Origin of the sequence: Bradyrhizobium sp. CIR48, from assembly GCF_014198315.1 — a bacterium.
Taxonomy (GTDB): Bacteria; Pseudomonadota; Alphaproteobacteria; order Rhizobiales; family Xanthobacteraceae; genus Bradyrhizobium.
In genome coordinates this window covers 126,882-141,935 of the sequence record NZ_JACIHG010000017.1, presented here as the reverse complement: position 1 = coordinate 141,935, position 15,054 = coordinate 126,882, and the positions used below count along the sequence as shown (strand labels likewise).

General features: G+C 64.7%; 15 protein-coding genes. 1 reads left to right on the top strand and 14 read right to left on the bottom strand.

The genetic code is table 11. The annotated features are described in order from the left end of the window. Window positions 1–4 precede the first annotated feature (4 nt). The 10 genes from serA to GGD66_RS37745 form a co-directional block, all read right to left on the bottom strand. Window positions 5–1,594: a phosphoglycerate dehydrogenase gene (gene serA, locus GGD66_RS37790; RefSeq protein ID WP_018318279.1), complete on the bottom strand. Its 1,590-nt coding sequence runs from the start codon at window positions 1,592–1,594 to the stop codon at window positions 5–7. A gap of 168 nt (window positions 1,595–1,762) precedes the next feature. Next, window positions 1,763–2,935, bottom strand: a complete 1,173-nt coding sequence (locus tag GGD66_RS37785; protein ID WP_092255895.1) for a phosphoserine transaminase — start codon at window positions 2,933–2,935, stop codon at window positions 1,763–1,765. Window positions 2,936–3,016: 81 nt separating this feature from the next. Continuing rightward, window positions 3,017–3,208, bottom strand: a complete 192-nt coding sequence (locus tag GGD66_RS37780; RefSeq protein ID WP_246789166.1) for a hypothetical protein — start codon at window positions 3,206–3,208, stop codon at window positions 3,017–3,019. Window positions 3,209–3,381: 173 nt separating this feature from the next. Beyond that, on the bottom strand, window positions 3,382–3,846 hold the full coding sequence (locus GGD66_RS37775) for a GNAT family N-acetyltransferase (RefSeq protein WP_092254992.1): 465 nt from the start codon (window positions 3,844–3,846) through the stop codon (window positions 3,382–3,384). 17 nt (window positions 3,847–3,863) lie between these two features. Further along, on the bottom strand, window positions 3,864–4,454 hold the full coding sequence (locus GGD66_RS37770; protein ID WP_183236846.1) for a glutathione S-transferase family protein: 591 nt from the start codon (window positions 4,452–4,454) through the stop codon (window positions 3,864–3,866). Between the two features lie 75 nt (window positions 4,455–4,529). Further along, window positions 4,530–5,357, bottom strand: a complete 828-nt coding sequence (locus GGD66_RS37765) for an outer membrane protein (RefSeq protein ID WP_018318284.1) — start codon at window positions 5,355–5,357, stop codon at window positions 4,530–4,532. Window positions 5,358–5,525: 168 nt separating this feature from the next. Then, on the bottom strand, window positions 5,526–6,353 hold the full coding sequence (locus GGD66_RS37760) for an outer membrane protein (RefSeq protein ID WP_091958410.1): 828 nt from the start codon (window positions 6,351–6,353) through the stop codon (window positions 5,526–5,528). A 226-nt stretch (window positions 6,354–6,579) separates the two neighbouring features. Further along, window positions 6,580–7,827 (bottom strand): MFS transporter, encoded by a 1,248-nt coding sequence (locus GGD66_RS37755; RefSeq protein ID WP_177237055.1) that lies wholly within the window; start codon window positions 7,825–7,827, stop codon window positions 6,580–6,582. A 288-nt stretch (window positions 7,828–8,115) separates the two neighbouring features. Beyond that, window positions 8,116–9,459, bottom strand: coding sequence for a phosphoglucosamine mutase (glmM, locus tag GGD66_RS37750; RefSeq protein ID WP_028140521.1), 1,344 nt, complete (start codon window positions 9,457–9,459; stop codon window positions 8,116–8,118). Between the two features lie 220 nt (window positions 9,460–9,679). Further along, window positions 9,680–9,847 carry a hypothetical protein gene (locus GGD66_RS37745; RefSeq protein ID WP_162832259.1) on the bottom strand — a complete coding sequence of 56 codons (168 nt, stop codon included), beginning with the start codon at window positions 9,845–9,847 and terminating at the stop codon, window positions 9,680–9,682. 116 nt (window positions 9,848–9,963) lie between these two features. Between GGD66_RS37745 and GGD66_RS37740 the strand changes: the two genes are divergently transcribed. Beyond that, window positions 9,964–11,100, top strand: a complete 1,137-nt coding sequence (locus GGD66_RS37740) for an alpha-hydroxy acid oxidase (RefSeq protein WP_018318289.1) — start codon at window positions 9,964–9,966, stop codon at window positions 11,098–11,100. A gap of 119 nt (window positions 11,101–11,219) precedes the next feature. Here GGD66_RS37740 and GGD66_RS37735 read toward each other — a convergent pair whose 3' ends face one another. The 4 genes from GGD66_RS37735 to GGD66_RS37720 form a co-directional block, all read right to left on the bottom strand. Continuing rightward, complete coding sequence (locus GGD66_RS37735) at window positions 11,220–11,846, bottom strand: hypothetical protein (RefSeq protein ID WP_092254998.1); 627 nt, start codon at window positions 11,844–11,846, stop codon at window positions 11,220–11,222. A gap of 57 nt (window positions 11,847–11,903) precedes the next feature. Beyond that, on the bottom strand, window positions 11,904–12,743 hold the full coding sequence (locus GGD66_RS37730) for a shikimate dehydrogenase (RefSeq protein ID WP_092255001.1): 840 nt from the start codon (window positions 12,741–12,743) through the stop codon (window positions 11,904–11,906). A gap of 70 nt (window positions 12,744–12,813) precedes the next feature. Then, complete coding sequence (locus GGD66_RS37725; protein ID WP_092255004.1) at window positions 12,814–14,556, bottom strand: SulP family inorganic anion transporter; 1,743 nt, start codon at window positions 14,554–14,556, stop codon at window positions 12,814–12,816. Window positions 14,557–14,651: 95 nt separating this feature from the next. Beyond that, window positions 14,652–14,924 carry a helix-turn-helix domain-containing protein gene (locus GGD66_RS37720; RefSeq protein WP_026201995.1) on the bottom strand — a complete coding sequence of 91 codons (273 nt, stop codon included), beginning with the start codon at window positions 14,922–14,924 and terminating at the stop codon, window positions 14,652–14,654. Between the last annotated feature and the right edge of the window lie 130 nt (window positions 14,925–15,054).

Below are 15,054 nucleotides of genomic sequence, written 5' to 3'. Positions count from 1 at the left end.
CGTCTCAGAACGTCAGCGCCTTGACCTGCTTGACCTGCGGCAGGGCCTGCACCTTGGCGAGCACGTCCGCCGGGACCGCGCCATCGACCTCGACCAGCGCGATAGCGTCGCCGCCCTGCTCGACGCGGCCGAGATGGAAGGTCGCGATGTTGATCTTGGCGTCGCCCAGCAGGCCAGCGAAGCTGCCGATGAAGCCCGGCTTGTCCTCGTTGGTGACATAGATCATCGACTTGCCGAACTCGGCGTCGACGCGGATGCCCTTGATGTCGACCAGGCGCGGCTTGCCGTCGTGATAGACGGTGCCGGAAACCGAGCGCTCCTGGCGTTCGGTCGCGACCGTCACGGTGATCAGGCTCTCATAGTCACTCTGGGCGGCGCGCACGATCTCGTCCACCACCATGCCGCGCTCCTTGGCGACGACGGGCGCGGACACCACGTTGACCTCGCCCAGCATCGGCCGCAGCAGGCCCGACAGCACGGCGGAGGTGATCGCCTTGATCTTCATCTCGGCGACGTGGCCCTCATAGGTGATCTCGACCTTGAGGATGCCGGTCTCGGTGAGCTGGCCGGCGAACGAGCCGAGCTTCTCGGCGAGCGAGATGAACGGCTTCAGCTTCGGCGCTTCTTCCGCCGTGATCGAGGGGAAGTTGACCGCGTTCGAGATCGCGCCGGTGAGCAGGTAATCCGACATCTGCTCGGCGACCTGCAGCGCGACGTTCTCCTGCGCTTCGGTGGTGGAGGCGCCGAGATGCGGCGTGCAGATCACGTTGGGATGGCCGAACAGCACGTTGGCGTTCGCGGGCTCCTCGACGAAAACGTCGAACGCGGCGCCGGCGATGTGCTTGGAATTGAGTGCATCGACCACCGCCTGCTCGTCGACGAGACCGCCGCGCGCGCAGTTGATCAGGCGTACGCCCTTCTTCATCTTGGCGATTGCGGCAGCGTCGATGATGTTCTTCGTCTTCTCGGTCAGCGGCGTGTGCAGCGTGATGAAATCGGCGCGCTTGAGCAGGTCGTCGAGCTCGACCTTCTCGACGCCGATGTCCTTGGCGCGCTCCGGCGACAGGAACGGATCGAACGCGATCACCTTCATGCGCAGGCCGAGCGCGCGGTCGGCGACGATCGAGCCGATGTTGCCGCAGCCGACGACGCCCAGCACCTTGCCGGTGATCTCGACGCCCATGAAGCGGTTCTTCTCCCACTTGCCGGCCTGGGTCGAGGCGTCGGCCTGCGGGATTTCGCGCGCGAGCGCCAGCATCAGGGTGACGGCATGCTCGGCGGTCGTGATCGAATTGCCGAACGGCGTGTTCATCACGATGATGCCCTTGGCCGTGGCGGCGGGGATCTCGACATTGTCGACGCCGATGCCGGCGCGGCCGATCACCTTGAGGTTGGTCGCCTTGTCGAGGATCTTTGCGGTCGCCTTCGTCGCGGAGCGGATCGCAAGGCCGTCGTAATTGCCGATGATCTCGGCCAGCTTGTCCTTGTCCTTGCCGAGATTGGGCTGGAAGTCGACCTCGACGCCGCGGTCTTTGAAGATCTGCACGGCAGCGGGCGAGAGCGCGTCGGAAATGAGAACTTTGGGTTTGGTCATGGGATGTGTCCTTCACACCCTCCCCTGGAGGGGGAGGGTCGGCGCGAAGCGCCGGGGTGGGGTGAAGCTGCGAATTCGAAATTCGCCAGTGCGCCGTGTGGAGAGATCACCCCACCCCGCCGCACCTGACGGTACGTCGACCCTCCCCCTCCAGGGGAGGGTCAGAACTCAGGCCGCCTTGGCGAGGGTGGCCTTGGTCTCGGCAAAAGCCCAGTCGATCCACTGCGTCAGCAGCTCGACGTCCTTGGCCTCGACGGTGGCGCCGCACCAGATGCGCAGGCCGGCCGGCGCATCGCGATAATACGCGAAGTCGTAGCCGGCGCCTTCCTTCTCCACCAGCGCCACCAGCTTCTTGGAGAACTCGGCTTGCGCGTCCTCGGACAGCGAGGTGATGGCGGGATCGGTGAACTTCAGGCACACCGAAGTGTTGGAGCGGATCGCGGCGTCCTTGGCGAGGAAGTCGATCCACGGCGTCTTCGCCTTCCAGTCGGCGAGCACCTTGGTGTTGGCATCGGCACGCGCGATCAGCGCCTTGAGGCCGCCGATCGACTTGGCCCAGTTCAGCGCATCGAGATAATCCTCGACGCAAAGCATCGACGGCGTGTTGATGGTCTCGCCGACGAAGATGCCTTCGTTGATCTTGCCGCCCTTGGTCATGCGGAAGATCTTCGGCAGCGGCCAGGCCGGCTTGTAGGTTTCCAGCCGTTCCACCGCACGGGGCGACAGGATCAGCATGCCGTGCGCGGCTTCGCCGCCGAGCGCCTTCTGCCAGGAGAAGGTGACGACATCGAGCTTGGCCCAGTCCAGCGGCTGCGCAAACGCGGCCGAGGTGGCGTCGCAGATGGTCAGGCCTTCGCGGGTCGCGCTGATCCAGTTGGCATCAGGCACACGCACGCCTGACGTGGTGCCGTTCCAGGTGAAGACGACGTCGCTCTTGGGATCGACCTTGGAGAGGTCGGGGATCTCACCATAGGCTGCGTTGAGCTTGGTGACGTCCTTGAGCTTCAATTCCTTGACGATATCGCTGACCCAACCTTCGCCGAAGGATTCCCAGGCGAGCGTGGTGACGGGCCGCGCACCGAGCAGCGACCAGAGCGCCATCTCGACTGCGCCGGTATCGGAGGCCGGCACGATGCCGATGCGATAATCGGCGGGCACTTCGAGCACTTCGCGCGTCAGATCGATCGCGAGCTTGAGCTTGGTCTTGCCGACCTTCGCGCGATGCGACCGGCCGAGTGCTGCATCCTTGAGATTTTGGGCGTTCCAGCCGGGGCGCTTGGCGCAGGGGCCGGAGGAGAAATGCGGCACGTTCGGCCGCGAAGCGGGCTTCGCTACAGTCATCATATCTACCCTTCCAGATAGTCAGCCTCCCGTTGGGGGGAGGTGTCCCGCCGCGGCTGATACGGGAAACAGGAAGAGTCGTCAAGGAAGTTCCGGCGTCTCACGGCGGCGTGATGGTGCTTCCGGTGCGATATCAGGGGATTCAACGACCGCGAGCGCATTCAGCAAGTCCGTGGCCTCGCTGATCAATTGCGCGGCTCTGCGGCGGCTGCCGACTTTCAAAATGCACTTGTCATTGGCCTGCACGACGTAATCGTTGTCGACCTTGATCATTGAATAGCTTGTCATCGAAATCCCCGAACCGACAGAGCCCGGTGTCTGAAGCTGCCGTAGCACCGTTCGTTCCCGGATCAACGTGAACGACGGCTGGGTAGTTTATCAGCTGTTAATATGAACAAACGCGCGATCCGAATTCGCTGATCGCGCAAGGCTCGCGAAGAGCTGCCTCAAAAGCGGACAGTCATACCGACGTGGCTCGCCGCGAACCCGAGCCGCTTGTAGAAACGCTGCGCATCGACGCGGCTCGCATGCGTCAGCAACTCGACCAGACCGCAGCCGCGCGCTTTCGCTTCCGCGATCGCCCATTGCACCAGCCGCTCGCCGATGCCGCGGCTGCGACAATCCGAAGCAACGCGAACGTCTTCGAGCAGGCCGCGCACGCCGCCTTGCGAGCTGATGCCCGGCAGGATCGCGAGTTGCAGGCAGCCGACCACCCTGCCCTCGCTCTCGGCAACCACGAGCGTGAGGTTCGGATCGCGCTCGACCCGTGCGAAGGCATCGTAATAGGCGGCAGGCAACGGATCCTCGACGCGCTCGCGCGCGCGGCCGAGATGATCGTCGGCGAGCATCGCCACGATCGCTGGAACGTCGTCGCGGCGCGCGCGGCGAATGGAGACGGATTCGGCGTTCATGTCAGACAACTCCAACCTCAGCGCGCCGGCGGGAGGCCGAGAAACGCTTCGACCTCGCCGATCCAGCGGCGGAGAGCGGCATAGCGGCCGAGATCGAAGCCGCCTTCATGCGCCATGCGGGTATAGGCGAGCAGCGAGAGGTCGGCGAGCGAAACCTCTTCACCGGCGAAGAAGCGGCTGGCCGAAAGATGCTGCTCCATGCGGTCGAGCGCCGCATAGCCGCGCTTGACCTTTTCGGGGTCGAGCTCGGATGCGTCCTTGCCGAGATAAACGAGGAGGAAGCGGCACACCGCGATATAGGGCTCGTGACTGTACTGTTCCCAGAACAGCCATTCGTCCATCTTGGCCGCAATGAAGGCGTCGCGCGGAACGAGCGCGCTGTCGCGGGCGAGATAGCGGATGATGGCATTGGACTGCGCCAGCGTGCGGCCGTCGTCGAATGCGACGGTGGGCACCTGGCCGGCGCCGTTCATCTCAAGGAATTGCGGCGTGCGCGTCTCGCCCTTGCGCGTGTCGATCTCGATCCACTGATAGGGCAATGCAAGCTTGTCGCAGACCCACTTCACCTTCAGGCAATTGCCGGAATTGCTGTCGCCGTAGATCTTCATCGCTGCCGCCCCGCTTTGGAGCGACAGAGCATCAGGACGCAAGGGAGCTGTCAACCGCGGCGCAGCGCGGTCCCGTCAGAACTTGTAGCCGAGACCGGCGCGGACGGTGTTGATGCTGGTGTCGACCTGGGAAGTGAAGCGAATATATTCGTACTCCGCGCGCATGAACAAGCCGCCGACCAGATTGACGTCGACGCCGAGACCGGCGGTGTAGCCGTAGATCAGGTGATTGTGCTGGGCATCGGTCGAGGTCAACGGCGCCAGCGGCGTGTAGACCCCGAGCTGGGTCGCGCTCACGCGGTCCTGCACGCTGACGGTGCGAACGATGTCGGCATTACCGAGCGCGAGCCCCGCAAACATATAGGGCAGGAAGCATCCCCATGCGTAGGCGGCGCGACCGCGGAACGTCCCGATGTCGCTGATGCTGATCGAAGAGGTCGACGTCGCCGTGACATCATGGAAGTTGCCGTCGGACAGTGCAGTGGGGCTGACGCGCCGTTCGCTGGCCGACGACGATCCTCCGAACCTGCCGTGCAGCCAGCTCACTTCGAGACCGAGGACGACGTCGTCCCATTGCGCATTGTATCCGACGAAGGCGCCGTAACCGGTGGTGCGCTGCGAGGCCTTGCCCAGTCCGAGATTCCACTGAGACACGCCCATCGAGCTCTCGATCAACGTATCCGCCAACAGGGCAGCCATCATGTTGCTGGTCGAGCCGTTGAAGTTCTCGTCGGACGAACCATAACCGGCCTGGGCTCCGATATAGGAGCCTTGCCAGTTGACGCTGGACCGGGTGAGACCGTCCGTGAAGCTGCCGCGCAGGATGGGAAGATCGGGCATATCGGCCGCATGCGCGGCAGACACCGTCCCCAACATCGCCGCCGCCAACAAAAGGCCACGCATCGCAACGCTCCATCGAACTCGAACTGTCATCGTGATCATGGCTCGTTAACCTTAACCAATGGTTGCGCCCGCCGCCTTCATCGCTACTCGCCATGAAAAATACGCAAAGCAAAACGGCGCGGGATGAATCCCGCGCCGTTAAGAAGTCCTAACCGATCGAAGTATCGATCAGCCCTTGGTGACGAGCGGCGGCGCGTAGACCGGCGGGCTGCTGAGATCCCAGCGCACGCCGAGCTTGATGTCGTGCGAGGTGAGCTCCTTGACCTTGATCGAGGTCGGGCCGGAGGCGCTGTTGTCGAACAAGCGGTAATTGCCGGGCGCGGCGTCGCCGAGGTTCATGTAGCTGTAGGCCAGTTCGACGGTGAATCCGGGATTGACCTTGTAGGCGAGACCGGCGTGAGCGGCCCAGGCGAGGTTCCACTTTCCGTTATCGGCGAAGTAGGCAACGCTGTTGTTGAGCAGCGGGTTGTAGGACACGCCGTCGTCGCGGAAGCCGCTGATCTTGTTGTAGGAGCCGCCGACACCGGCGCCGATGAACGGGGTGATGCACCACCAGGTGCCGAGGTCGACATAGGCGTTGGCCATCACGACCCACTCGGACTTGCTGCCGCTGTAGTTGTTGACGCCGACGAAGCCGGGTCCAACGACGTTGTCGCTGCCGTGCAGATTGGATTTGCCACGATACTGGCCGATCACGTCGGCGCGGAACCAGTTGTTGAAGCGATAGCCGACGCCGAGATCGAACAGCCCCGCCGAGTCGAAGCCGAGCCCCTCCGTCGTCTTGGAATAGCCGGCCGGCAGGGCGCTATCGATGCGCTTGGCGCTCTGGTTGGTCATGCCGATGTCGCCGCGCAGATACCAGCCGCCGAAGTCCGCGGGCGGAGCCGGCGGCGCGTACATGGGAGGGGGCGCCGCGATCGGCATATCGGCAGCGAACGCCATCGACGAGATCAGGGTTGCCGCACCCGCGGCAAGGAGAGACTTAACGCTACGCATTGGCTTCGTCCTTTTGGCCGGTGAGGCAAATACGCAGGCCTCACGTTCTGGAAACTCACGGAGCGGACGATGCCAGCAAATGTTTAAGCGCCACTTAACCCTAATTTTTAAGGTTGATTTTTCCTGACTGCTCGCGCGCACGGATGAGAAGCGTTGCAAAATTGCAGCGCCTGGCGCCGCAATTGCTAACGATGTGTAAAGCCGCAGTGCAGCGGGAGAGAATCCGTTAACGCGCGTGCCGCGGCAGCTTGGGCAGGAACACCGCAAGCAGGCCGATCGCCGGCAGGTAGGCGCAGACCTGGTAGACGAACTCGATCGAGGTGTGGTCGGCGAGCTTGCCGAGCACGGCGGCGCCCAGGCCCCCGATGCCGAACGCAACGCCGAAGAACACGCCGGAGATCATGCCGAATCTGTGCGGCACCAGCTCCTGCGCGAACACGATGATCGACGACGTCGTCGAGGAGATGATCAGACCGATGATGACTGACAGCACCGCGCTGCCGACGAGCCCGGCATAGGGCAGCGCCAGCGTGAACGGCAGCGCGCCCAGGATCGAGATCCAGATCACGATCTTGCGGCCGAAGCGATCGCCCAAGGGACCGCCCAGAAACGCGCCGACCGCGTTAGCCGCGAGGAAGATGAAGAGATAGATCTGCGCTGCCTGCGTCGACACGCCGAACCGATCGATCAGGTAGAAGATGTAATAGCTCGACAGGCTCGAGACGTAGAGCTGTTTCGAGAACAGCAGCGCGACCAGCACGAGCAGCGCGACGGCGACGCGGCGCGAGCTCGGTGCGTCGGGATGGGCCTGAACCGCCGCTGTCTTCTTCGCCTTGATCTGCGGCGCGTACCAGCGGCCGATGCGCCAGAGGATGAGGATCGCGAGGAAGGCGATTGAGGAGAACCAGGCGATGCTGCCCTGCCCGAACGGCACCACGATCGACGCCGCCAGCACCGGCCCCATCGAGGTGCCGAAACTGCCGCCGAGTTGGAACACCGATTGCGCGAAACCGTAGCGGCCGCCGGAGGCGAGCCGCGCAATGCGCGCGGATTCGGGGTGAAACACCGCCGAGCCGAGACCGACCAGCGCGGCGGCGACGAGGATGACGAGATATTGGTGCGCGGCGCTGAGCAGCAGGAGGCCGAAGAAGGTCGAGGCCATGCCGACCGCCAGCGAATAAGGCTGCGCCTTTTTGTCGGTGTAATGTCCGACCACCGGCTGCAGCAGCGAGGCCGTAAACTGGAAGGCCAGCGTGATCATGCCGATCTGCGCGAAGTCGAGCGCGTAGGTGTCCTTCAGGATCGGATACACCGAGGCGATCAGCGACTGCATGGTGTCGTTGAGGAAGTGCGAGAAGCTGATGCCGGCGAGCACGACATAGGCCGGCCCGGCCGCTTTGGCGGCGGGTGCCACGTCAGCGACGACGACGGGCTCGGTCAGCGTTTCCTCTGAGACGACAACAGGCTTGTTCAATGCAGCATCCCGGCGCGGCAGATTGCCGCGACCTCGTAGGTACGATGCAACGCGCGATGGAACCACCGCCAATCGCAAATGGCTGGAATGCGCGCGCTCTGCCGCGAGCAGCGCGACCTGCATGGTTCAAGAGGCCCGCTTTCACGGGCTCCTCACCATGAAGGTCTGGATCTCGCCATGAAAAGGGTGGGCAAAGGCGCCCTTGCGCCGTGCCCACGATCCTTCGATACGGCCACAGAAGCGTGGGCACGCTTCGCTTTGCCACCCTACGGCAGGGTGCTTGGGACCTCAGGCCGCCGCCTGGCCGAGCGCGAAGACGATGGTGTCGACGACGTCCTCGACCAGGATGCGGTCTTCGCCCTCGCCCATGACGCGGATCACCGGCTCGGTGCCGGAGGAGCGGATCAGGAGACGGCCGTGGCCGTTGAGCCGTTTCTCGCCGTCGGAGATCGCAGACTTGACGTCGGAATCATCGAGCGGCTTGCCGCCCTTGTGGCGGACATTCTTGAGGATCTGCGGCAGCGGATCAAAGCGGTGGCAGACTTCCGACACGGGACGGCGCAGCTTCTGCACCACCGCGAGCACCTGCAGCGCAGCGACAAAACCGTCGCCGGTGGTGGCATAGTCGGACAGGATGATGTGGCCGGACTGCTCGCCGCCAAGATTGTAGCCGCCGTTCAGCATCTGCTCGAGCACGTAGCGGTCGCCGACCGGCGTGCGGACCAGATCGAGCCCCTGCCCTTTCAGGAAACGCTCGAGGCCGAGATTGGACATCACGGTGGCGACGATGCCGGGCCGCGACAGGCGGCCGTCTTCCTTCCAGCTCTGCGCGATCACCGCCAGGAGCTGGTCGCCGTCGACGACATGACCGCGCTCGTCGACCAGGATAACGCGATCGGCGTCGCCGTCGAGCGCGATGCCGATGTCGGCGCGCATCTCGCGCACCTTCCGCGACAGTGCTTCCGGCGAGGTCGAGCCGCAATCCTTGTTGATGTTGAAGCCGTCGGGCTCGACGCCGATCGGCACAACGTCGGCGCCCAACTCCCACAGCGCTTCCGGCACCACCTTGTAGGCGGCGCCGTTGGCGCAATCGATCACGACGCGCAGGCCGTCGAGCGAGAGGTCGCGCGGCAGCGTGCGCTTGGCGAATTCGATGTAGCGGTCATGCACGCCGTCGATGCGGCGGGCGCGGCCGAGGCTCGCGCTCTGTGCCAGCCGCTTGTCGATGGGCTCGTCGAGCAGCTGCTCGATCTGCCGCTCGACGTCGTCGGACAGCTTGAAGCCCTGCGGGCCGAACAGCTTGATGCCGTTGTCCTCGAACAGATTGTGCGAGGCCGAGATCATGACGCCGAGATCGGCGCGCATCGACTTGGTCAGCATCGCAACCGCCGGCGTCGGCATCGGGCCGACCAGCAGCACGTCCATGCCGACCGAGGTGAAGCCGGCGACCATCGCGTATTCGATCATGTAGCCGGACAGGCGGGTGTCCTTGCCGATCACGACCCGGTGGCGGTGATCACCGCGCTGAAACGCAAGGCCTGCGGCTTGGCCGACCTTGAGCGCGAGCTCCGGCGTGATCAGTCCGTTAGCGCGGCCCCGAATCCCGTCCGTCCCGAAATATTTGCGACTCATATCGTCCCCCGAGCAACAACCAGGGGATCCCCTCTACAACCACGGGCTGCCCGAACGGGACCCGCATCCCTGATTTGCTAAACGTCTTATAATGCCTATGGGGCTAACTTGGCTTCAAAAAATATGATGAATCATTACGGAACCGGGGCGCCGCCGCTCCGACAACGTCTTGTTAACATTATATTTCCTACCCATGGCGCCGGTCGGGGTGGAACCCGATTTAATCGCTGCGCTTGACGTGGCCATCGCCGCGGCTCGGCGCCGGCTGGGTGACGTTGACGGGATCGGAGCCCGGAAAGGTCTCTTCCAGACCCTCTTCCAGGGCTTCCTCGAGATCACGCTTCTCCTTGATCTCTTCCGGCGAAGGTCCAGCGTGCGGCTTCGTCATGGCGCCCTCCTGCAAAACGGTCTGCAAACGGATTTGGCTGTGCATCCAACCATGCTAGATGACCCCGAAATCTTCCGATGCAAGACTCTTGGTAGAAGACGGGCCGGGGAACGATCATGAAACATATCACCTGTATCGACGATCTTCGCACGCTGCATAAGCGCCGCGTGCCGAAGGCGTTCTTCGACTATTGCGATCGCGGCTCCTATGCCGAGGAGACGCTGCGCGCCAACCGCGAGGATATGCAGGCGATCAAGTTTCGCCAGCGCATCCTGGTCGACGTCTCCAAGCGCGACACCTCGACCACGATCCTCGGCGAGCCCTCGACCATGCCGCTGATACTCGCGCCCGTCGGCCTGCTCGGCATGCAGCATGGCGACGGCGAAATTTATGCCTGCCGCGCCGCGCAGGCCGCCGGTATCCCGTTCACGCAATCGACCATGTCGATCTGCTCGATCGAGGACATCGCCGCCAATGTCGAGAAGCCGTTCTGGTTCCAGCTCTACGTCATGAAGGACCGCGGCTTCATCAAGGAATTGATCCAGCGCGCGATCGCGGCCAAGTGCAGCGCGCTGGTGCTCACCGTGGACCTCCAGGTGATCGGCCAGCGCCACGCCGACATCAAGAACGGCATGACGGTGCCCCCCGAATGGTCGCTGTCGAAGCTGCTGGATTTCGCCAGCAAGCCCGGCTGGGTCTCCGGCGTGCTGCAGGGCAAGCGCCGCACCTTCGGCAACATCGCCGGCCACGTAAAGAACACCGAGGATCTCAATCGCCTCGCCGAATGGACGGCCTCGCAGTTCGACACCTCGCTGAACTGGAAGGACGTCGAGTGGGTCCGCAGCATCTGGCCGGGCAAGCTCGTCATCAAGGGCATCCTCGACGTCGAGGACGCCGAGGAAGCCGCCAAGACCGGCGCGCAGGCGCTCGTCGTCTCCAACCATGGCGGCCGGCAGCTCGACGGTGCGCCGTCCTCGATCGAGGTGCTGCCCGAGATCGCCGATGCGGTCGGTGACAGGATGGAGATCATGTTCGACGGCGGCATCCGCTCCGGCCAGGACGTGATGCGCGCGCTCGCGCTCGGCGCAAAGTCCTGCATGCTCGGCCGCGCCTATGCCTACGGCCTGGGTGCCGGCGGCCAGGCCGGCGTCGCCAAGGCGATCGACATCATCCAGAAGGAGCTGCTCACCACCATGGGCCTGTGCGGCGTCAACCGGATCGACGAGATCGACGATCATGTCATCGCGATGTGACGGCAGCGGCGGTGCCGTAGGGTGGGCAAAGCGTAAGCGTGCCCACCAATGTGCGCAACGTGAGGAAGACGTGGGCACGGCGCTGACGCGCCTTTGCCCACCTTACGTTTGTTTTCTCATCACATCGGCGGCGTCAGGCCGTCGCGGCCGACGCTGACGCGGTTGGTCTCGAACGAGCCGTCGGGCAATTGCTTCATGAAGGCGATGACCTTTGCTCCGGGCTTCAACTCGGATTTGTCGCTCGGCACGAAGGTCACCACCGGCGTGTTGTCGGCGACGAACACCTTCTTCTCGCCGTCCTTGTACTTGACCAGCAGCGTATGGCCGTCATTGCCGACCACGCTCTCCGACACCGTGGCGTTGGTCATGCTCGAATTCGGCTTGAGGTCATAGGGCCGCGAGCCCTCGCCGGTGCCGCGCATGCTCTCCGGAAACACGTGGACCTCGACCGCGTTCTGGCCGCCGTCCGGTCCGGGCACCGTGGTGGCGCCGACGAAGGAGCCGACCTTGATGTCGGCGAGTGAAATTTTGGTAATCCCCGAGACGTTCACGTCGGGAGCGATGCGTAGCTTGACGTCCTCACCGCTGCGCGACTTGACCTGCATCGTGTCACCATTGACGCTTTCGATCGTGCCGCGCACGCGCGTCGGCACCGGTGCCCTCTGCGCGTAGGCATAGAGGGTGGAAGCGGCCACCATCGCGACGGCGATCAGCGGACGTGTGAAAGTTGCACGTTGAACAGACATGACGGTCTCCGATTGTCCCCCAGGAATGGAGAACTCCGGACGACGCGTGCTATTCTCTCAAGTCTTTGTGAGATCGGCCTCGACCAGCGCCCGCAGCTCGGCCGTGACCTCCGGCCGCCGGCCGAACCACAGCTCGAAACCGCGCACCGCCTGGTGCAGCAGCATGCCGAGCCCGTCTGCCGTCTTCAGGCCACGCGCCGTTGCGGCGGCGAGCAGCGGCGTCACCAGCGGGACATAGACGAGGTCGGCGACCACCGCCGCCTGCGGCAGGCGCGCGACATCAACATCGAGTGAGGGCTGGCCGTGCATGCCGAGCGAGGTCGTGTTCACGAGAAGTTTTGCGCGCGGCAGCACGTCGTCGATCCCGTCCCACGTCACGGGACGCACGTTCGGCCCGAACTGTCTTGCCAGCGTCTCGGCCCGCGCGATGGTGCGATTGGCAAGATGGATGTGCTTGATCCCGCGCTCGAGCAGGCCGAACACGACCGCCCGCGAGGAGCCGCCGGCGCCGAGCACCAGCGCCTCCTCGGAGGCATCCCAACCGGGCGCGCTGGCGTCGAGATTGCCGATGAAACCTTCGACGTCGGTGTTGGTCGAGCGCAGCTCGCCGTCGGCAAACCACAGCGTGTTCGCCGCGCCGACGGCCTTGGCGCGCGCATCGGGCGCCGACAGCGCCAGCACCTCTTCCTTGTGCGGGATGGTGACGTTGGCGCCGACGAAGCCGCGCAGCGACAGCCGCAGCACGAAATCCCTGAGATCCTCGGGCGGAACCGCTTCGATGACATAGCCGCCGGCAATGCCGAGCGTGCGCAGCCAGTAATGATGGATCAGCGGCGAGCGCGAATGCGCGGCCGGCCATCCGATCAGACAGGCTGCAGGAGCTTTGGGCGCGGTCATCTTTCCCTCGGGTCGTTTCCGAGGCGATCCATTTCGCGTCCCGTGGGGCCTGTCAAGCGTGCGGACGTCGCTAGTCCGCCGCAGCCTCGTCGGCCGCCCGGCCCTTGATGTCGGCGATCGCGCGGTCGAGGCTCTGGCGATAGCGCGCCCGCGGCGGCGTCACGCCATGGGTGAGCAGCGCGCGGCGGACAGCGGGCGAAGCCCCCGTGATGAACAGGCGGATGCCCTGGCGGTGCGCCTTGGCGGCGACGCGGCCCAGCACGTTGGCCGCCGTCGAATCCAGGAACGGCACCGCGGCGAAATCGACCACGAAGGCCTTGCGCCTGTCGGCGACCTCGTCGAGCACGCCTCCGATGGCGGAGGCCGCGCCGAAGAAGAACGCGCCGGTGATGCGATAGACCAGCACGTCGCGATCGACCGCAAGCGCAGGATCGTAGCGAACGCGATCGCCATTGCCGTCGTCGGGACGATCGCCGGCGACCAGCGGCGAGCGTTCCTCGATCCCCGTCATCTCCGCCATGCGATGGATGAACAGCACGGCGCCGAGCGCAAAGCCGACCAGGATGCCTTCGGTGAGATCGCGGAAGATCGTCAGCAGGAAGGTCGCGAGCAGCACGACGGCGTCGCCCCATGACGAACGCAGGAGCGTGGCGAATTCGTGCTTCTCCGCCATGGTCCAGGCCACCACGACCAGCACCGAGGCGAGCGCCGCCAGCGGAATGTAGCTTGCGAGCGGCGCCGCGATCAGCATGAACAGCAGCAGAAACACGGAATGCAGCATTCCGGCCAGCGGCCCGCGCGCACCGGCGCGAATGTTAGTCGCGGTCCGCGCGATCAGGCCGGTGACGCAGATGCCGCCGAACAGCGCCGAGCCGATATTGGCGGCGCCTTGCGCCACCAGCTCGCAATTGGAGCGGTGACGGCGCCCGGTCATGCCGTCGGCCACCACCGCCGACAGCAGCGATTCGATGGCGGCCAGCAGCGCGAACGCGATCGCATCCGGCAGCACGGCGCTCGCCTTCGCGACCGAGAACGCCGGCAGCGCCGGTGACGGCAATTCGCGCGGAATGCCGCCGAAGCGCGACCCGATGGTTTCCACCGGCAGCGACAGCACGGCACACGCAACGGCCGCGATCACGACCGCGATCAGGATGCCGGGCCAGGACGGCCGCCAGATCCGCAAGGCCGCGATGATGGCGATGCTGACGATCGCGACCGCGACGGCGGATGGATTGATGGTGTTGAGACCGCCGGCGAGCGCGACCAGCTTTGGAACGAACTCGCTGGGCTCCTTGCCCGCAAGCGTGATCCCGCCGAGATCGCGGAGCTGGCTGGCGAAGATGATCACAGCGATGCCGGCGGTGAATCCGACCGTGACCGGATAGGGAATGAACTTGATGTAAGTGCCGACCCGGAGCAGGCCCGCAGCGATCAGGAACACGCCCGCCATCAGGGTGGCGAGGATGACGCCGTCAACGCCGTGACGCTCCGCGGTCGCTGCGACCAGGACGATGAAGGCGCCGGCGGGTCCGCCGATCTGGAACCGGCTGCCGCCGAGCAGCGAGGCGATGAAGCCGCCGACGACAGCGGTGTAGAGACCGCGGTCCGGCGTCACGCCCGAGGCGATCGCGATCGCCATCGACAGCGGCAGCGCCACGATCGCAACCGTCAGGCCCGCGAAGACATCGGCGCGGAAGTCCGCGACGCCGTAGCCTTCACGCCAGACGGTGACGAGCTTTGGCAGATACAATTCGGCAAAAGTCGGCTGACGCAGCTGGTGCAGCCGGCTTGCGTGATCGCTTGTGATGCTCATGCTCCGCTGCCCCACAATGCTCCACCGCATCGTGCGGCCGCGATTCGGACGCGACGGTGCGTTGGTTCAGTCTGCTCCGGGCAAGACCCGCAAGATCAAGCCCCCACCCGGCGCGGCGGCCCGGGCTCCTTCAGGCGGACGCCACGCCCGCCGCTGTCGCTGCGGACCTGCTCGCCGATCAGCTCGACGCCGGCCCGGTCGAACGCCTCGACTACCTTGATCAGGGTCTCGACCACGCCACGCACATTGCCGGTGCTGGCCTCCATCCGCTGGATGGTCGGCAGCGAAACGCCGGCGAGCTCGGCCAGGGTTTTCTGGTCAATGCCGAGCAGCGCGCGGGCTGCCCGCATCTGGAACGACGTGATCACCTTGGCCTCACTTACCAGCATTTATAAATGATATCTGAGACGTGTACAATGATGTAAAATACATCATACTGGACTTAAGGCAAGAGGTTGCCCAGCTACGCCGCCGTCATTGCGAGGAGCCCTTGCGACG